At 58.4% G+C, this 17,481-nt stretch carries 26 protein-coding genes; 10 read left to right on the forward strand and 16 right to left on the reverse strand.

Going from position 1 to position 17,481, the window contains the following annotated elements; translation table 11 throughout:
• Position 1: 1 nt before the first annotated feature.
• The 3 genes from BQ4436_RS11150 to BQ4436_RS11160 are packed head-to-tail and all read right to left on the reverse strand — an operon-like array spanning position 2 to position 3,404.
• A complete protein-coding gene (locus BQ4436_RS11150; RefSeq protein ID WP_070977025.1) occupies positions 2-1,591 on the reverse strand; it encodes a phage portal protein in 1,590 nt (529 codons plus the stop codon).
• A complete protein-coding gene (locus BQ4436_RS11155; RefSeq protein ID WP_143000876.1) occupies positions 1,579-3,006 on the reverse strand; it encodes a hypothetical protein in 1,428 nt (475 codons plus the stop codon). Before BQ4436_RS11155 ends, BQ4436_RS11150 begins: the two co-directional genes overlap by 13 nt.
• Positions 3,007-3,050: 44 nt before the next feature.
• Positions 3,051-3,404 (reverse strand): hypothetical protein, encoded by a 354-nt coding sequence (locus BQ4436_RS11160; protein WP_070977031.1) that lies wholly within the window; start codon positions 3,402-3,404, stop codon positions 3,051-3,053.
• Between the two features lie 316 nt (positions 3,405-3,720).
• On the opposite strand from BQ4436_RS11160, the gene BQ4436_RS11165 reads away from it, so the two are divergent.
• The 7 genes from BQ4436_RS11165 (at position 3,721) to BQ4436_RS11195 (ending at position 6,437) form a co-directional block, all read left to right on the forward strand.
• Entirely contained in the window at positions 3,721-3,969 is a 249-nt protein-coding gene (locus BQ4436_RS11165) for a hypothetical protein (RefSeq protein WP_070977033.1), read from the forward strand.
• A 50-nt stretch (positions 3,970-4,019) separates the two neighbouring features.
• A complete protein-coding gene (locus BQ4436_RS12295) occupies positions 4,020-4,490 on the forward strand; it encodes a hypothetical protein (protein ID WP_070977036.1) in 471 nt (156 codons plus the stop codon).
• 49 nt (positions 4,491-4,539) lie between these two features.
• Complete coding sequence (locus BQ4436_RS11175) at positions 4,540-4,938, forward strand: hypothetical protein (RefSeq protein ID WP_070977039.1); 399 nt, start codon at positions 4,540-4,542, stop codon at positions 4,936-4,938.
• Positions 4,939-5,056: 118 nt separating this feature from the next.
• Positions 5,057-5,380, forward strand: coding sequence for a hypothetical protein (locus BQ4436_RS11180; RefSeq protein WP_070977042.1), 324 nt, complete (start codon positions 5,057-5,059; stop codon positions 5,378-5,380).
• Positions 5,377-5,700: a hypothetical protein gene (locus BQ4436_RS11185; RefSeq protein WP_143000877.1), complete on the forward strand. Its 324-nt coding sequence runs from the start codon at positions 5,377-5,379 to the stop codon at positions 5,698-5,700. The genes BQ4436_RS11180 and BQ4436_RS11185 overlap by 4 nt, the downstream gene beginning before the upstream one ends.
• Before the next feature lie 18 nt (positions 5,701-5,718).
• Positions 5,719-6,018, forward strand: coding sequence for a hypothetical protein (locus tag BQ4436_RS11190; protein WP_070977048.1), 300 nt, complete (start codon positions 5,719-5,721; stop codon positions 6,016-6,018).
• 158 nt (positions 6,019-6,176) lie between these two features.
• Positions 6,177-6,437, forward strand: coding sequence for a hypothetical protein (locus BQ4436_RS11195; protein WP_070977051.1), 261 nt, complete (start codon positions 6,177-6,179; stop codon positions 6,435-6,437).
• A gap of 446 nt (positions 6,438-6,883) precedes the next feature.
• Here BQ4436_RS11195 and BQ4436_RS11200 read toward each other — a convergent pair whose 3' ends face one another.
• From BQ4436_RS11200 to BQ4436_RS12705, 10 genes are all read right to left on the reverse strand, one after another.
• Positions 6,884-7,282 carry a RusA family crossover junction endodeoxyribonuclease gene (locus tag BQ4436_RS11200; protein WP_070977053.1) on the reverse strand — a complete coding sequence of 133 codons (399 nt, stop codon included), beginning with the start codon at positions 7,280-7,282 and terminating at the stop codon, positions 6,884-6,886.
• Positions 7,279-7,770 (reverse strand): hypothetical protein, encoded by a 492-nt coding sequence (locus tag BQ4436_RS11205; RefSeq protein WP_070977056.1) that lies wholly within the window; start codon positions 7,768-7,770, stop codon positions 7,279-7,281. The genes BQ4436_RS11200 and BQ4436_RS11205 overlap by 4 nt, the downstream gene beginning before the upstream one ends.
• On the reverse strand, positions 7,767-8,042 hold the full coding sequence (locus BQ4436_RS11210) for a hypothetical protein (RefSeq protein ID WP_070977059.1): 276 nt from the start codon (positions 8,040-8,042) through the stop codon (positions 7,767-7,769). The genes BQ4436_RS11205 and BQ4436_RS11210 overlap by 4 nt, the downstream gene beginning before the upstream one ends.
• On the reverse strand, positions 8,039-8,935 hold the full coding sequence (locus BQ4436_RS11215) for a hypothetical protein (protein WP_070977061.1): 897 nt from the start codon (positions 8,933-8,935) through the stop codon (positions 8,039-8,041). Before BQ4436_RS11215 ends, BQ4436_RS11210 begins: the two co-directional genes overlap by 4 nt.
• Positions 8,936-9,000: 65 nt before the next feature.
• Positions 9,001-9,486 (reverse strand): hypothetical protein, encoded by a 486-nt coding sequence (locus tag BQ4436_RS11220; RefSeq protein WP_070977063.1) that lies wholly within the window; start codon positions 9,484-9,486, stop codon positions 9,001-9,003.
• Positions 9,467-10,258, reverse strand: coding sequence for a hypothetical protein (locus BQ4436_RS11225; protein WP_218117857.1), 792 nt, complete (start codon positions 10,256-10,258; stop codon positions 9,467-9,469). The genes BQ4436_RS11220 and BQ4436_RS11225 overlap by 20 nt, the downstream gene beginning before the upstream one ends.
• A 57-nt stretch (positions 10,259-10,315) precedes the next feature.
• The gene (locus BQ4436_RS11230) at positions 10,316-11,326 is read right to left on the reverse strand and encodes a hypothetical protein (protein WP_143000878.1); all 1,011 of its coding nucleotides are present in this window, start codon (positions 11,324-11,326) and stop codon (positions 10,316-10,318) included.
• On the reverse strand, positions 11,323-11,781 hold the full coding sequence (gene dut / locus BQ4436_RS11235; RefSeq protein WP_070977071.1) for a dUTP diphosphatase: 459 nt from the start codon (positions 11,779-11,781) through the stop codon (positions 11,323-11,325). The genes BQ4436_RS11230 and dut overlap by 4 nt, the downstream gene beginning before the upstream one ends.
• Positions 11,772-12,173 (reverse strand): hypothetical protein, encoded by a 402-nt coding sequence (locus tag BQ4436_RS11240; protein WP_070977074.1) that lies wholly within the window; start codon positions 12,171-12,173, stop codon positions 11,772-11,774. Before BQ4436_RS11240 ends, dut begins: the two co-directional genes overlap by 10 nt.
• 25 nt (positions 12,174-12,198) lie before the next feature.
• Positions 12,199-12,399 carry a helix-turn-helix domain-containing protein gene (locus BQ4436_RS12705; RefSeq protein WP_083329550.1) on the reverse strand — a complete coding sequence of 67 codons (201 nt, stop codon included), beginning with the start codon at positions 12,397-12,399 and terminating at the stop codon, positions 12,199-12,201.
• A 124-nt stretch (positions 12,400-12,523) separates the two neighbouring features.
• Here BQ4436_RS12705 and BQ4436_RS11245 point away from each other — a divergent pair, with 124 nt between their 5' ends.
• Both BQ4436_RS11245 and BQ4436_RS11250 read left to right on the forward strand, forming a co-directional pair.
• On the forward strand, positions 12,524-12,868 hold the full coding sequence (locus BQ4436_RS11245) for a helix-turn-helix domain-containing protein (protein WP_083329551.1): 345 nt from the start codon (positions 12,524-12,526) through the stop codon (positions 12,866-12,868).
• 77 nt (positions 12,869-12,945) lie between these two features.
• Complete coding sequence (locus tag BQ4436_RS11250; protein ID WP_070977080.1) at positions 12,946-14,010, forward strand: site-specific integrase; 1,065 nt, start codon at positions 12,946-12,948, stop codon at positions 14,008-14,010.
• Positions 14,011-14,140: 130 nt separating this feature from the next.
• Here BQ4436_RS11250 and BQ4436_RS11255 read toward each other — a convergent pair whose 3' ends face one another.
• Genes BQ4436_RS11255 through BQ4436_RS11265 form a run of 3 tightly spaced genes read right to left on the reverse strand, consistent with a single transcriptional unit; the run spans position 14,141 to position 16,661 of the window.
• Positions 14,141-14,677, reverse strand: coding sequence for a gamma carbonic anhydrase family protein (locus BQ4436_RS11255; protein ID WP_070977082.1), 537 nt, complete (start codon positions 14,675-14,677; stop codon positions 14,141-14,143).
• A gap of 41 nt (positions 14,678-14,718) precedes the next feature.
• Positions 14,719-15,666 carry a diacylglycerol/lipid kinase family protein gene (locus BQ4436_RS11260; protein ID WP_176754856.1) on the reverse strand — a complete coding sequence of 316 codons (948 nt, stop codon included), beginning with the start codon at positions 15,664-15,666 and terminating at the stop codon, positions 14,719-14,721.
• A complete protein-coding gene (locus BQ4436_RS11265) occupies positions 15,663-16,661 on the reverse strand; it encodes a CE1 family esterase (protein WP_083329554.1) in 999 nt (332 codons plus the stop codon). The genes BQ4436_RS11260 and BQ4436_RS11265 overlap by 4 nt, the downstream gene beginning before the upstream one ends.
• Before the next feature lie 44 nt (positions 16,662-16,705).
• Here BQ4436_RS11265 and BQ4436_RS11270 point away from each other — a divergent pair, with 44 nt between their 5' ends.
• Positions 16,706-17,479 carry a class I SAM-dependent methyltransferase gene (locus BQ4436_RS11270; RefSeq protein WP_070977085.1) on the forward strand — a complete coding sequence of 258 codons (774 nt, stop codon included), beginning with the start codon at positions 16,706-16,708 and terminating at the stop codon, positions 17,477-17,479.
• Positions 17,480-17,481 lie beyond the last annotated feature (2 nt).

A 17,481-nucleotide genomic window follows, 5' to 3' on the forward strand; every position in this document is an offset into this window, starting at 1 on the left:
GTTATTCTCCTACGATCCCGTCTCCGTCGCCGTCTTTCAGCCCGTACCGGGTCATTTTCTTACGCTTGACGCCCTCGGTGGTGCGGTTGCCTCCGCGTGCTGCTCGTGCCCACGGTTTCTCCATGTTCTCGTAGGTGGGCAGTGTGGTTTTGACCTGGTTGTTCGATAGCGGCGGTGTTACCTGGTTGGGTGCATTGTCCCCATCTGCGGACGCTTTAATGTCGGCAAGGACCGCCTCAATCTGCAAGTCCTCCTCCCGCTTCTCAGACGCCAGGCGCTCCCACCGTGCCGTATCCGACGACGTGACGCCAGGAATCTTGTCCCACAACCCGCGGGGTGGAACATCCAACTGGGCCACCAACTTGCCATAGGCGTCCACCGTCTGCGCCAGCGAACGAACCTCAATCTCAGCCCACACCACCTGCGCCATGTAGTCCTGGGCCTCCTCAACCATGCCGCCGACAGCACACGCGAGACGTAGCACGCGCCCCCACTCGGCGGTGTAGTTCGTGATCCGTTGCGCCAGCTTCAACGTGTGCATCACACGTGCCTCCGCCAGCGCGTCGGCCGAAAGGTTGACCAAATCACCTGACAGTACCGACGTGGGTGTTTGTGACACTGCCGACAACAGTTCCAGCTCATCATTGAGTGCCGTGAGGAACCCGGCCATCGACGTTTCATCCAACTGGCCGAACTTCACATCCGACCCCGCCAAAATCATATCGTCCTGGCGCAGGCGCACCTTCGTACGCTGCTGCTCCTCCGGGGTCATTCCCTTCGGCGGCTGCATCCCCGTCGCATACAGAATCTTCCACGAGTTATTACGCTGCACCAACAGCTTATCCAACTGTGTCATATCGAACCTGGCGGCAATATCAATATAGGGTTCCACCTCACCCGTACACCGACCCTCACTATCCACAAGGTTTTCAAACCGCACCACCGGGCACACCCCAGCACCATGCTCGACAGCTGCCCCATCCTGCACCAACGACTCCTCAACCTTGCCGTCAACAGTGCGCTTGACCGTGGAAAACTCCACCACATGCACATCATCAAAGAAACGGAACCTGCCGCCGCCTAAGTCCTGTACCGCGTGCATCGGAAACTCATCCCCATACGGGTCCTCATACTCCGCCCACATCCGCCGCGGCGACACCGGCCTAATCCGCGGCATGTCCTCACCACCAACCCCCACACCAGGCACCACCGTCACAAACGCATACCCAGCAATCGCCGCATCCCGATACACCTGCGACTGCCGACCACCCATCCCATTAGCCATCCAGGCACGCCACGCAAACGGCACACTATCCAACAAGCCCCGATCCCCCTCATCACGCAACCTATTCTCAAACTCCGCCGACGGACGATACCCCTCCACCCGCAACGGCTCCACCGTAGACTCCACCACCAACCGCAACAGAGGCGTACGCGCCTTCTTCGCCAACGCCCGCTGCTCCTCAGACGCCTTGCGCGGCAAAGGCGGCAACGGCTGGCGAAACTCAAACCACCTATAAAACTCATCCAGGCGCACACGCTCCCCCTCCAACGACTCCAACATCTGCGAGACCAAACTCACCACACCCACGAAAACTCCTCCTTCGACGACAACGACCGGGCCTGCTGCCCAGCCAAAAACACCCAATGACTCACCGCAATCGTAGCCGCCAACAACGGCGACGAATCAGCCAACTCATTGACACGATCAAACACCCACAAGTCCCCAACCCCGCGAGCACGCGACGTCAACACCGCCGCATCCAACACATCCTGCCCCAAATGCACCACCTGGCCAGCAAGCACCTTCTCCTTAAACGACACCGACGCCTGCGCCACCAACCGCGACCCAAACGGCTTGACCTCCACCCCACACTCCGACAAATCAGACAACAACGCCCCCGCCGGACCAGACGCATCCAACACCACCCCCAACACATCCCACCGATCCACCAGCGACGACACCATCTCTACCACCCACGGACCCACCTCACCATTGCCCACAACCTCAACCTGCACACGCCCATCCCACGACGCACCCGCAACCACCACCGACGCCCGACGCTCCCGAGACACATCCACCCCCACCACAATCCGATCATCCCGAACCTCAGAATCACCATCACACCCCGCACGCCAACGGCCCTCAGGAATCTCCGAATTCGCCGCCCGCATCTCCCACACCCCAAGATGCTCACGAGCAAACGCCGCCACATTATCCGACGCCTTATACCTGCGGTACTCAAAATCAAACGACTCCAACGACATATACCCGTACCCAATCGACGGATTAGCCTGCGCCCACCCCCGCGGATCACCCGGATCAAAATCATCCTCATCCACCGACCACTCCGAATACGCCAACTGCTCACCCGGATCACCCGACATGCCACGCTTGCGCACACCCGCAAGCTCCGTCGAATACGCAAACCCCGCCGACGACAACAACCACGTCTGCGGATTAGGCACCTGCATCATCGTCGGCGCCGACGCCGCCACCATATCCGCCGTCAACGCAAACGCCTCATCATAGATAAGACAATCCGCCGTAAACCCACGACCAGACCCACCAGAGCGCGCCACAAACTGAATCGACCGCGGCGACGGCTCACCACGACGCTTCGCCCGCCAATACACCCCCGGCTCAGTATTGCCCGTCTTCACATCCACCAACTCCGACAACTCCGGCGAACGCGCAATATAGGCCTGCAACTTCGTCAACCCCTCCTTCGCCGTCTTAAACTCATGCGCCGTATGAATAATCTTCTTCTCCCGCAACATGAACAGCCCAAACAACTCACGCGCAATAATGATCTCGCCCTTCCCATTCTGACGAGGCACCACCACCCCCACATCACGCGCCGCCCACTTACCGTCCTTCTTACGCACCAACGACGAGGACAGCACATGCTCCTGCCACGGAAACAACGTCATCCCCGCCACCTCACGGCACCACGACACCGCATCCTCACCCACAGACGAATGAAATAGCGGCATCAACGACACACGAGGCTCCTGCACCCCATGCGTCGGCAACACCAAACCCCCACTCACCGCGTCTCAAACCCCTTCGACGCCGCCCACGCATCCCACTTCGACTCACGCGACGCCCCAGCCGCATCACCCAACTCCATCAACCCCAAGTCCTTCATAATCTGCCGCAACGCCAACAACTGCTGCCGAAACTCCACCAACAACGGGTTCGCCACCGCAGCGCCCGTATCGTCCAACACCACCAACTCCCCCGCATACTGCGCCGCAAACGCATCCAGGTTGTCAGCCGTACGGCACAGGTTATGCACCAACGTCAACTGTGTCGCACCAAGACTGCGACCAGCCAACAACTCATTCCACATGTCAATGCCAGTAAAACCCAGATCAGACGGCGGCTCAGGAACTCTCATACAGAAACTATATCCACAGCTCAGTACCAATTCCCTAACCAGAAACCTCCATCCAAAAAATGCCGGGGAGAAAAACGGGGGTTGGGCGTAGGCATCTCCCGTTTCCGCTGGTAGGGGGCCTCCCCCACCCCTTTTCGCCTTCTGAGCTGGGGTTTTGCGGGGTCGTTGTGGTGTTTATGCAGGTGGTGGGTGGTGGTTGTTGTTGGTGGTTGTTTTTGGGTGTGGTGGCGATACTGGGGGCGTGGTCGTGGTGTTTGTGCTGGTTGTTGGTGGTTTTTGATTCGAGTTTTAGGGGATCGTTTGGGGCACGTTTTCTATGTTTACTCATGTCGCCAGGGCGCAACGCCCCGGCTACATCGTGGTAAGCGCTAAGGGTGACGATGTAGCTGTACATGATGCACAGCTCCATGCTGCACGCATGAACCACTATCTGTGGACCGTGACGAAACTGCCTGCCGACGATAGCGCCGGGGTGTCGGTTATGGGCGTCGCGTTCGACAACATTGGGGACGATGGGTGGTCAACCCCCACGGACGCGGAACTTACCGCGCTGTTCGCGGAATAGAATAAACTCCCCATCTAGGGACACTCTGCCTTAAGGAAGGAACTCTTACCATGATTGATTACGCCACCCGTGACGATGCAGTTTTACGGGAGATTGTGATGCCGTTAGGCGATGCTGCCAGCGAGTATGACGTTGACGCGATTGCAGATAGGACCATTATACAAGTGATGGTGGGGCCACACCCGCGCTACATGATGGGCGTGAATGAGGCGGAATTTTGGGACATTGTTGAGGCTAACGCCCTCGACACCGACCCCGAAACCGTGGACGCGCCACTACCACCCGCCCCGGCGCGCGTGATTGTTTTCATGGACGTTAACCATGAGGTTGTGCGCGATCGCGGGGCCGTGAGTGTTGTCTACCTCACGGTGTGCGACCACGAAACTTATGACGTGCATGGCGAAGCCGCCGTCGAGCCTAGCAACGATGCAGAGCCGTATCTTGAAGCGGTTCACGGGCTACTGGCCGAACGGTTTACCGGCGTCGAAAACGTGGCCATAACGTTTACCACACTGTCCTAACCCCCCCGCCCGCGTGTTACGCGGGTGCCTCTCTGAAAGGTTTTTGACCATGAATTTTGTGAACCATGCGGACCACGCGGGCTACCTTTTCCAGATAGCGCCCGAAGTGGGGGTTATCCCGATTGAATGGTTCAACCGCGAGAAACGCGACCCCTTGCCCGTTGACGTCGACGAAACCGACAACTTTGTTTCCGGCCGGGAGCTCGCCACCGTTGGCACCCTTTGGAACGCCTACCTCAATTGGGTGTGTGTCCCCGTGGTTGAGGTTGCTAAAGCCGCCAAAATTATCGGGTTTGGGGTGGCCTACCTCACATGCACCGATGAGGGGTGGGTGGTTGAACCGGCGTCAATGGACGCCACCCCGGACGCCATGCTGGTAAGCCCTATCGGGCCTAGCCACGCGGACCGTATAGCACGCTCGTACGTGAACTACCTCAACAGTTTCTAACCCGCTACCCGCTTAGGCGGGTACTCACCTAGGCGCACCGGGATCACCTGTGTTCCTAGTTGGGTATCCGATATGCCCTACAGTCACACTTTCACCTACCTAGAAAGGTTTTTGACCTATGACCATGACTCTCGGACCGCTTGCAGTTGCCCTACGTAACGCCACCACCGACGCCGGTATCGAAACGTTACTACACCCCCACGGGCAAGCCATCGAACTTGTCCACAATGAGGAAACTATCGGGGTGTTCATGCCACTTAAGGGCGACGCCACATGCGCGGAGTTCTACATTGCAGGCAAGCCCGGCAGCTCTACCCTTGCAGCCATGTGCGACGCGTGCGACACGCTGGGGCTTGCGGTCCCGGTGCGCCTTGAGTTCCGTAAGTACAAGTCCTACGGCCGTATCGTTTCCCTCATGGGGGCTGTGAGGCTACCAGCATGAGCATGACCATTGACACCTACATGCGGTGGCGTGGCCTTGACGTGGACACGCTTACCCCGCTGCATGTGCTGTCCGTCGTGTGCGGGGCTGATGGTGGGTGGGTGATCCGCCCCGATTCCATCAACTCCACCCCGGACGCGCGTTACTGGCACGCGGTGCGTGGGGATACGACGGTAATCATTTTCCGCCACCACCCGTATTGGACTGTCACCGTGCTCGACGGTGTTGAACCGACACTGTGCGACGCATGGCAAGTGGAAGACATGCGCGATGTGCGCGTGATGTGCCATGAGCTTGCCCAAATTTTCCACACCCTCTAGAAAAGGACCCCTCTACCCATGTTTGATTTTCTTGCCCTTGAGTGGCGCCTCATTCACACGTACGACCCCGATTCAATGGTGCGCTGTGCGGACCTTGACGATGGCGCGGTGCTGTCGTTCGAGTTCAACGTTGCCAAAATGGACCTTGGCTTAGATTCGTGCGTTTCCCTGGGCATACGGTACAAGGGGCGACACTTTGACACTCAATCGACTGCCGATTGGCCGGAGTTCGACCGCCGTTTCGGCCGCGAAAACTGGCAGACGTACCTTGAGCGGTCGCGGGAGCATTACCTCGCCTACTACTCGGATGATGAATAACCCCCTGACTGCCCACCCCCCTTGTGTTAGTGGCGTCGCGGTATAGATTTTAACCCCGTCCCTAGCTGGCCACGTTCTACCCCATGCGGGCAGTTCTTCCCGTGTGGGTCCATTGTGGGGCAATTAGCCCCCGTATCCATTCAATTTTTCGGAGTATCATGCACGTACACCACGCCCACGGGCTGAATTTTGTTGTCGAGCCGTCCATTCTTTCGCGCTACCAGACTGACGTTGTGTTCTGGGACGCTGAGGGATCAATCCAACACACCTATGTTGCGGGTTGCCCCGTTGCGGGCGAGCAAGCTGTACTGTTCGCGCTGAGTCTTGCGCATAGTTGTTCCAGCGTTATCTTGCAGAGCCTTCGGCAACGCCGGGCGCGCGCGATTGAGATTGACGAACTCAACGGCATTGAGCTTTAGGTTTTCACCCCCACTACACCCACTTTCGACTGGTGTGTAGTGGGGGTGTTTCTTTTTGCGCTTGCACTTCGGCCACCGTCTTTGCCTGGCGTGAGGAATTGCAGCTGAGGTGCGCGGGGGCACAGTAGTCGGGGTCGGTGCGCCGTGGGTCGTCTTCGGCCATCGTGGATAGGGGCACGAGGTGGTCCACGGTGAATGACTGAGGATGTGGGAATGCCAGCTCTAGGTCTATGGCTTCGTGGCATATCCAGCAGATTTGGGACCGGCGTTTGACTTCGGCGACGCACCGTCTCCACGGTCTGCCTTTGCGCCCGGATGTTTTTGCCACGGCACCCCCTTAAAAGGAATGGCCCCGTACATTCCTGCACGGGGCCTACCAGCACTGTCATCTCCGCCATGACATACACGCTTGCCCTTGTGGGCATCCTCCACTGTACACAGTGTCCCTAGTTAGGTGCAAGTACGGTAAGTTTCACCTGCACACGGTGCCGTAGGCCGGGGGTGACTGGCCCGATTTTCGGCTCGGGTTTCTCCATCCACTCTGGCGTGTCGTCGGGGACAAGTCCGGCGTCTACGATGCCGTCACAGATGGCCTTGAGGGTGGGCCACAGATTGTCGGTGTCGCGTCGCCGGTTGGTGCCGGGAATGTACACCAACTGTACCCGTAGTTTTTGCCCCTTTTCCAGGGGTTTTCTTCGTAGGCCGACGGCCTTGAGTCTCCATGCCATGTCGGCGCGTACTTTGCGCGTGATGCGGGCACGTTTCGCCCAGTGCATCCGCTGGTTGGCTGTCAGTGGTGGGCGTTGGTAGCCCAGTGTGATCGTTTGGTATGTCCAGGTTTTCATAGCTTCCTTCGGTTGAGCATTTTCTTGATTTCGTCTGCGAACGCCACTGCGGTTTGACTGTCCGCCGTTGGTGCCGCGTTTTCGGCCGTTTCCTGCCCCGCTGGCCAACTTTCTGACCCTAGTTGGGGTACTTGTCCATTCGTGGGAATTGCGGCCCTTAAACGGGCGTCTCTAGCGTCGCGGTTGTCTAACCGTTTCCGCTCCAACTCCTCACGACGCGCCGGATCAGTCGCCAACGCCCTCTCGCGTGCGCGTTTCGCGCCCTGCACTACGTGTGCGGGCATACAGTGCCTGCCGCCGGTTTCGTGGGTGTAGAAGTCCACGACGCCCTCAAGCATTTCCTCGGTGGTGTATGAAAACCGGGTGAACACCATTGCCCATCCTCGTGCGAGTGCGACGTCGGCGTTGACAAAATATGGGTCCAGCTGCTTGACCGCCTTCAAGACTATTCCGGCCTGCGCCACATCAGCGTCGGTGGGGGTTCTCACTGCTCCCACCCCTCTTCTGCCACGCACGCCCACACTTTCTCGCCCACAGCCTCACGCCTGCTGCCACGTAGCCCGGATGTGAGCGCGTGTGCCTGTATCGGGGTGAGTTGTGGTTGGCCGACTACGGTGACGCCGGTGTAGTCGCGGACAAGCCCCCGGTGTCTGCCGTCGAGTACTTTCGTGTCCGGCGTGACCACGATCCAGGTGGGGTCGTGGACGTCGTAGCCCTCCGCTCGGGCCTGTTCGCGTGATTCGGCTATGAGTAGTTTCATGTTCCCGCCTCCAACGGTACTGGTTGGCTACCCCACGGGTCTTGCTTGCCCGCGGGTGTGAGTGTTGCTTCAAGGAAGTCGTCGAGGTCGGTGCGTTTGCGCCCCGTCTCGATGAGTGCGGGGGTTGGTAGTTCGTCCGACCAGCCCGCCCGGTTGAGCCACGTCGCCGGGTAGGGGATGAACTTCGGGTCTGTTCCCGCGGCCTCGTGCGCCTGCGCCCATCTGAGGGTGGCTTCGTTGAGTTCGTCTTGGCTGGTTTTCTTGACTGCCTGTTTCCATGCCTTGAGTGCTGCCGCTTTCCCTACGTGACGCGGGTACAGCTCGTACCACTGCTCGAACGGTTCGGGGTAGGCGTTTCGAGTTGAGGGAGTCTTTTCTTCCCCTGTTCCCCTGTTCCCCTGTTCCCCTGTTCCTATACCGGAACTTCCTTGCATAGCGTCGGAACTTCCTACGCTTTCCGTCGGAACTTCCGACACTTTCCTTGACTGTTTGCGTTTCCACTGGTCAGTGACGTCCACGCCGTCCGTTGGCGCAGGATATTTCGATTTTGCCTTGCGTTCGGTGCGTTGATGCTCTTCCCACGTCGGAATTTCGTAGTAGGTGCGCCGGTCCACCTCGTACACGATTAATCCGAACGTTCCTACGACTTCCTGCACAACGTCGCGGAAAGTGTAGGAACTTCCTTCGCTAGCGTCGGAACTTCCTACGCAAAGCGCGGAAACATCGTCGTTCGGGAAGATGAACCCGTCTAATTCCTTGAGGCTGAGCGTTCCCCGTCCGTAATCGTCGGCCCAATTCCACATGCCTATGTAGGTGAGTCGCGCAATGAGCGACGCTTCGGCAGTGTCGGGGCTTGACCAAAATTCCGGTTTGATGGTGCGTATCCTCGGCACGATTGCTCCTTTCATGTCGCACCAAAAAAAGAATAGTGTCCCCAACTAGGGACACTTATTCCTGATTAGAACGGCGGGTCTTCGTTACCGAACCCACCCCACAGATCTGCCGGGGGTGTGCTCGCGCTCGCCTGCGGCTGCTGCCGTGACTGCTGCTGCCGTGACTGCTGCGCCCGCTGCTGTTGTTCGTGTTGCTCTACAATTCCGCCCCAACCTTGGGTTGTTGACGGTTGTTTCCGCTCGTACGCCTTAAGCCAGTACGCATCGCATTTAACGTCACGATACTTAATACCCTCGTGCTCACGGGTGGTCTCATACATGCGCCCAAACACTCGCACAAAGTCACCAACCTGCGGTATCCGCATCGTCTTATCGCACCTGAACCACTCCACATCCACGAACAGTTCACGCATCGTCTCCCACCCGGTATCGGTCTTGCGACTGTCCGAGCACGCCACCCGCACGAAAATGTACGGGTTGCCGTTACGATCCACCCCACACTTCGGCTCCTTGACGCATCGACCCTCAAGCTCAATCGTTGGCGTTGGCATCCGACTCCCCCATGTGCTCAATCTGCGCGCGCACGTACTCGCGCTCGTTGTCTGGCAAGCTGTCGGCGTCACGCCACAGCTGGCGTCGCCCATCCGTGTCGGCGTCTGCGGCCTGCGTGAGTAGCTTCGCTGCTTCCGGGCTTACGTTGTCGGGCACGACCGGCGACTCAACCGGCTTACGCTTACGACGTTTCGCCGCTTCCAACTTGCCCTTACCCTTCGGCTTATCAAGGCGGGTCGCCTGCATCTTGATACTGTCCGACTGCTCCCAGTCCTCCTTGACTGGCATACCGGCCGTAAGGTGCGGGATCATGCGGTCGGTAAGCTCCCCTATGCACTTCCAGTACAGCATCTTCGACGGCCTGGTTTTGTACTGCGCCGAGTTCGCCTTCACCAGGCCCTCACGCTCTGCACGCTCGATCGTGTAGGTCACTGTCATGGTTTCGCCTGTTGGCGACGTCATTTCAACCGACACTTCCTCTGGCGTGTCCACCAGTGTTTCCGTCGTGTATCCGTGTTGGAGGGCAATCGCCAGCGCGGTCTTGCCGTACAGTGCCGGGGTGCCGTGCACCACGTAGATTGACTTGCCGATAGACTCCGGCGGGATGCCGAGGCTGGCCCCCTTGAGGATCGCCACCGCCATGTCTTGTGGCTTGTTCTTGAACGGGCCTGCGAAATCAGTCTTTGCCAGCCCTTCGGCAATCATTGCTGCCGAGGTCCACGCGCGCGCATATTCTTCGAGGCGCTGCATGGCGGTTTGGTTGGTTGCCACCTCCGCGATTGTTTCTGCTGGCGGGGCTGCTGTTTGGCGTTCTATCTCGCCCATTGTCTACTTCCACTCCTTCTGATTGAACGTGTACCCAGCCGTTCCGCACGCCTGCGCGTATACGTCGGGGTGTTGCTTCTTGAGTTTGGCTGAGTCGAATTTGAGGCTGAACAGCGACTCGTCTTCCAGGTACTCCTTGGCGAGTCGGCGCTGCGAGAACCGGCCTGCTGTCCTGCCGACGATCCGCCGGTCGTCTTCGGACTTCACACACGGGGCGTCGCCCATGACGGCCACAATGTCGTTCTTGACGGTTTCAAGCTTCCGCTCTGCCGCGTCAAGGTCTTGGACTGCCTGCTGCCAACGCTGCACCAGGTCACCGTCCGCGATTACCGGGTCTGCGGTTTCATCCTTCTTGTGGAGGCGTCCCTGCTGTTCGCGCCACAGTGCCGACCCTTCGTGCGGTGGGGCGTCCATCTCGACGACACGACGGTAGAACTCACGGGCGTCTTCGACGCACACCTCGAACAGTTCCGGGTCCCACTCGACGTCGTAGATCGCCACCGGCCCATACATGGGGACAATGACCAGCTGGCACTCGTGGATACCGCTGACGCCCATGTTCATCACGCACTGCACACGCCAGTTGTCTTCCACCCCACGGTCCACCCTTGGTGCTTTCACCTCAATGATCTTGCGGGCACGCCCTCGTGACGCGCGCATGTCGAGGGTGGCCTGGTGCGGGAAGTCGAGGTCTGGGTGGTGGCCAAAGGCGACTTCGCCGGGGCTGAATCGCCACTCCGGTTGGACGTCTTGCAGCCAGTATCGTGCAAGCCGTTCCGCGGCGTGGCCGTACCTAAAAATGTCTTCCATTCCGGTGCGGTCGAGTTCGCCTTGCCCGGCCATTGCTGACCACATGTCGTATGCACTGTCGTAGCCTATGCCGAGGTAGTCACCGTTTTCGTCGCGTAGCATCGACGCCACCTTCGAGGATGTGACCATCTGTGTGTGGCGTTTGCTTCCCGGTTTCGCCATCTCTTGTGGGGTGAGTTCCCTACCTGCTGTTATCGCACTCATTTTGCCCCCGTGCTTCCAAAGCCGCCCTTGCCGCGGATGGTTTTCGACTTCCTGTTTGCCCACTTCTCTACAAATGTGCGTTCGTCGTCCCTACTTGGGTACTCGAACACGTCTGGTTCGTCGGTGAGGTCGAGCTGAATTGCCTGGCAGATACGGTCCCCGCGGGTACCGACAATCAACTCGTCCGAGTGGTTGATAAGTAGAGCTTTGACTTCGCCTTCGTAGCCCGCGTCGATCACGCCCGCCATCACGTCGATGCCCATTACGGCAAGGCTTGAGCGGGGTTTGAGGATTACGACGGTGCCGGGTTTGCCAACAATCTCCACGCCGGTGCCGATCAACATGCGCTGGCCTGGTTCGAGCACAAACCGTTTCGACGCTCTGAGGTCCAGCCCGGCGTCCGTATCGTGTGCGCGCAATGGGGTCAGTTCTGGGTCAAGTACTCTTACTCGCACTCGTCTGCCTCCTTGTGCTCGTCCGCTTCCTTAATGACGGAGTTTGCCAGCGCTTCGACAATGGTGGTTTTGACCATCCGTATTGCGCGTTCCGGGTCGTCTTTGGTCACGTCATTGATTATCTCTGCGCGCTCCGGGAGTTCAGTCGCGTGCATGGTGAGGCTCGCGACAAACTCATAAAGGTCCTTCTGGATATTCTCTGCGGCCTCCACACTGGTCAGCGTGTCATTGAGGTCAATTATCGCGCTGTACACCACGCCCATCGCCATCTTGAGGCGGATCTGGGGTTCCTTCGCCAAAGCCTTGGCAACTTCATCAGGCAGGCTTTCATTGAAATCGAGGTCTTCAAAGCGGTCACTGATCTTGCTGATCTCGTACTGGGGGTCGTACATGTCTATCTCCTTGTAGGTGTGTTGGTTAGCTTGCTTCGAGTGTTCGGCGGGAAGGTGGTGTGCCTTCGCGCTCTAGCCGTTCGACTTCTTCTGCCGGTATGAGCCATCGCCTACGCCCGTTTCGTGGGAGCGTTTTGATTAGCCCGGCCCTGCACCAGTAGGCGACGTCTGAACGTGAGACTAGGAACCTGTCTGCCACTTGGTCGGTGGTGAAAATTGCTGCCATGCTGTCCTCCTTTCGTGTTCCTAGTTAGGAATCTAGAGCATTATTGGGAGCTTTGCACAAAAGTGGGGGTAAGTGGGGGTAAGTGCGGCAAGGTGCGGCAAGGTGGGGATGTAAGGTGTGAAACATGGCAGGATCACCACGACGCACACCAGGACCATTCGGAAAAGAAATCGCCTCCCTAATCAGGGAACAACTCGCACGGCGAGAAATGACACAGCGCGACCTCTCACGCCAGGCCGACATCTCATCAACACAGCTCAACAACTACGTACGCGGGCGCAAATCACCCACTATCGAAGAGTTCATCGACATTTGCGACGTACTCATGGTGCGCCCCGAAGTACTCATCTCCACCGCACTCCACACAATCGAGTGGCGCGAACGCAACGACATTGACGACCCAAACGAAGTACCACTCCCCGACGTTGTGGAATGGCGAACACAAGCGCGCACCCGCAAAAACCCATAAAAGTAGGGCGCTACGAAGTCCAAAAATAGCGCCCTACAGTCACACAATCCCTACCCAGGAAAGGTATCCCCCCACACGTGAGTATATCAGCATACAAAACACAGTCCGGCAAAACCCGCTGGCGCGTCCGCTACACACGCCCCGACGGCACCCGCACCGACAAGCGTGGCTTCATCACCAAAACCGCTGCCCGCCAGTGGGAAGCCCAAACTATCACCGGCGACGTCACCCTCGGCGGCAAGAACGAACCCACCCTCAACGATCTCGCCCCTCTGTACCTCGCATCACTCAGCCGCCTCGCCAAAGGCACCGCCAACGGCTACACCACCACACTCAACGGCCACGTACTGCCCAGGTGGGGACGCACCAAACCATCCGAAATCACCCGCGCACTCGTACAGCAATGGATCACCGGCGAACAGTTCACCTGGTCAGTCGCCACCCGTAACCTCGCCGTCCTCGCCGGAGTGCTCACCGTCAACGGCTACAGCGACGACGCCACCAAAGGCATCACCAAACCCCGCAAAAACTTCCGCGAACACACCTACCTCACCTGGCCCCAACTAGAACTACTGGCCTCAAAATCGACCTACCCCGGCATCATCTACACCCTCGGACTCACCGGCGTCCGGTGGGCCGAATGCGCAGGCGCACGCGTACGCGACTACAACCCCCAGCGCCGCGAGCTGCACGTTGTGCAAACCGCGTCCATGATCCAGGGCAAGTTGGTAATCGGTAGGCCGAAGTCTGGTAAGTCTCGCACCATCATGGTTCCCGACCTCGCCGCAGACTACATCGAGACCGCCATTGCCAAACGTCCTCTCGACGCCCCGATCTTCCCCGGCCCCGACGGCGACTACATGAAACGCCCACGGGGACGCTCCTGGTATGACGGGGCGAAGAAACGTGCCCACGAAGTTGACGACACGTTCCCTACGCACATGCGCTTGCATGATCTACGGCATACGGCGGCGAGCCTCATGGTGCAATCCGGGGCGCACGTCAAGTTGGTTCAGCATCAGCTTGGTCATGCCACGGCGAGCATGACGATGGACACGTACGCCGACTTGTTCCCGGAGGACCTTGGGGTGTTGCGTGACTCGATGAATGCCCGACTTGGTGGGCAGGATGTGGGCAATTGATTCTCGTTTTGTGGCGTTTGCCCAGCTAGGGGTACTTGCAGGGTTATATCCTGTCAGTCCGACAACTATCAACAAAACCCCGCTTGACCAGGCGAAACTCCTGATTGAGCGGGGTTTTAGTTTTCGTAAGCTACTCAGTTGCGGCGCGTTCTACCGGTACCAACCCACTCGCCGCGCGCTTCCCCAACTCAACATAAAGGGCTGCGTGGCGTTCACGCGCAGCGTAAGTTGACTCCTCAAGCTCACGCTTGACCTGCGCCGGTACGCCTGCAGCGAGTGAGAATTCAGGTATCAGTTGGCCTTCGAGCACCACTGCGCCACCGGCGATGATGCTCCCCTTGCCAATGCGAGCCCCGGACAGCACGGTCGCGTTCATGCCGATTAGGCACCCAGGTTCAATATGGCACCCGTGCACCATAGCAAGGTGGCCAATGGTCACGTCGGCTTCGAGAATGGTCTTCCCGTTCTCATCAACGTGCAGCACTGATCCATCTTGCACGTTGACCCTTTCACCGATTCGAATCGCGCCAACATCACCACGAATCACCACTCCGGGCCAAATATTGGCATCCTCGGCAATTTCGACATCACCGATAATCGTGGCTTCATCGGACACGAATGCAGACGGATGAATCTTCGGGGTTTTACCTTCAAATGAGTAGATCATGTCGCCATTATGCCGAAACCCTATTGGCCCTGCAGCGGAATCTATCGCATCAGCACCAACGCTTGTGGGATCACCCGGATAGTGGCTGCTTCGATCGACCCGATAGTGTCGCCATCAACTTCGAATACTTCGGGGGCAGCGAAAGAAACGCTTATCGTGTGTCCTTTGAAATAATCCATCTGCGGAGCTGGGATACCCTGCCACCCGCCACCGAGGAGTGCACGCAGAGTGTTAAACACGATGCGTAGGCCAATCAGCAACCATCCGATAAGTCCACGCGGAGACATCGCCACGACATCAATTTCGCCATCGTCGGGGAGCGCATCGGGGAACAGCGGGATTTTATTCACCAAATCACCGCAGTTGCCGAAAATCATGGTGTGCAAGCGACGCCTGTTCGAGGGATGGTCGTCGACGGTTACGGTAGCCTCCACACTGTTACCACCGCCCAGCGATCGTGCGATCCCGCCGATGTATGCCAGCGGACCTATGCGTCGCTTTAGTTCCTCCCTGGTACGTTCAACCATCTGCGCATCAAGGCCCACTCCAGCCATGACTGTGAACCCATAAGTCTCCTGCGAGCCGTCGCGCCGAGTGACTGTGGCTTCGCAAAGGTCCACAGCGTGCTCTTCTCCAGTAAACGCACGGCGTATCGCGCTCTCAGGATCCAATGGCAAGCCAAGGTTTCGCGCAAGTAGATTACCGGTACCAACTGGGATAATCCCCATCTTGATGCCGGTGTCTGCTAGGACGTGAGCGATGCGGCGGACAGTACCGTCACCTCCCGCGACGAGTACCACGTCCACGTCCTCGGTGAGTGCAGTCGCGAAGCCAGCAAGTGCCGTGTCCTCTTTTGTCGTGGGTACCCAGCAAATTTCGCGGCGAGGGTCAGCGTAGAGTTCGACAAAGCGCTCCAAAACCGCAGCGCGAATCTTCGTCGGGTTATACACCACCACAGCGGTGCGATGAAACAACTTTTCCGAAGTCACTTTTGCATCCCTATTCCGAAGAATTCCAGTACTGCTTCACTGGCAAAACCGATCGGCAAATTCGATGCCGGCGAAGTACCAGGCCCAAGCCATTCGTGCTTGCCGCCATCCACTTTGTAATGCACAAGCCCCGCATCACAGCCGACCCATTCAGCTTTTGCTACACCGGGCAGTGCTTCTGACCACTCTGGTTTCGGCGCCTCCTCGTCAGTGGCTTTGCAGTGGTTGCGTCGAGCTTCTCGCTCAACGTCTTGATAGGCACCAGCGTAGTGCGTCTTGTGCCGGGTTCCTCCGCTGTAGTCAATGACGCTGTCAGCGGTCCCGTGAATGTCGATGCGTTTGACGGGGATCGCCGAGCATCCCTCAAGCACCGCGTCATAGACGGCGGCTGACACAGTCGCCACTGCGGTGTAATCCTGTGGCCGCTGGCAGCTCAGGAACTCCGCGAACCCTCCACCATTTGAAAAGCCTGCGGCGAATGTACGAGCAGGTTGGGTGTGAAACTCTTGTTGTAGCTGCGCCCGCACGGCGTCAGCGAATGCCAGGTCCTGACGTGCGTTCGTATTTGCATACGGTGCTGGCGCCCACGCCTTGTTCACACCTTGCAAGTACGCCACAACCGCGTCCGCGTTGTTAAGGCCCGTCGTGCGCTGCATCGACGCAGCTGTGCTCGTGTAACCGTGGAATACGAGTATGAGTGGCAAACCTTCTCGCTGCTGTGCACCCTTTGGTAGCGAGAGTATGTACTCGCGCTGCAGTCCCCCAGCCGGGATCGTCCGTGACTCGACTGATGCAGAGCTCCACGGTTCGACTTCCGCAACCGTGTCAGGCCGACTACCGTTGTCCACTGTACGCAGGGGATTCGGCAGCGCATCGGCTGCCTCCGGCTCCTCGTTGTCTCCACTACAGCCAGCCATGACTGCGCAGCCAAGCAGCACAGCGAGCAGCACCGTACGCAACGACCAGCGCCGGTTCATCGTGTTGGAAATGTTCACTCGCGGATTCTCCTGACAGTCACAGGTTGTTAGGTTAGTTGATTATGAAGCCAAGCGGAAAGCACCAACCACTGTTTCACAGCAGTGAGCACCGGCTGAATTCGTCACGCGCGTTCACAGTCGGCGCAGACACTTATGATGCGGTCAGACCGTCATATCCGGACTCAGTAGTTGAGCTACTTGCCGGTCGCGGAGTCGTCCGCACTGTCTTAGATGTTGGTTCCGGTACCGGAATTTTTGCTGCACAACTGCACGCCGCCGGGCACCGAGTTGCTTGCTGTGAACCCTCACCAGACATGGCGAATACACTGCACGCCCGACACCCAGAGCTTCCAGTATGGCGCGCAACCGCCGAGTGCACCGCATCAGCACCCAAGCATTTCGACGCCATCACCTTCGCCCAAGCGTGGCACTGGGTCGACCCACACCTCGCTAGCGCAGAAGCTGCCCGAATCAGCAAAGATGACGGCGAACTTCTCTTATGCTGGAACACCCTCGAAGTGGAGCATCCGTGGGTACTACGTCTGGCAAAGATTATGCACTCTGGCGATGTGCTTACCAAAGGCTTCTACCCCACTGTCTTCGAGCCTTGGCACCTCAAGCGGGAACTACGAACAACGTGGATTCAACCGATCCGGACGGATCAGCTATTCACGCTCATGGCGACCCGTTCCTATTGGCTTCGCGCAAACCAGCGCACTCGGGACAAAATGACGAACAACCTCACCTGGTACCTGCATGAGCGCCTCGGATTCGATCCTGGCCAACTTATACCACTGCCGTACAGGACCGACGCGTTCCTGTACGGCCGTAGATAATG

The organism is Corynebacterium sp. MC3 (assembly GCF_900099485.1).
GTDB classification, from domain to species: Bacteria; Actinomycetota; Actinomycetes; order Mycobacteriales; family Mycobacteriaceae; genus Corynebacterium; species Corynebacterium pseudogenitalium.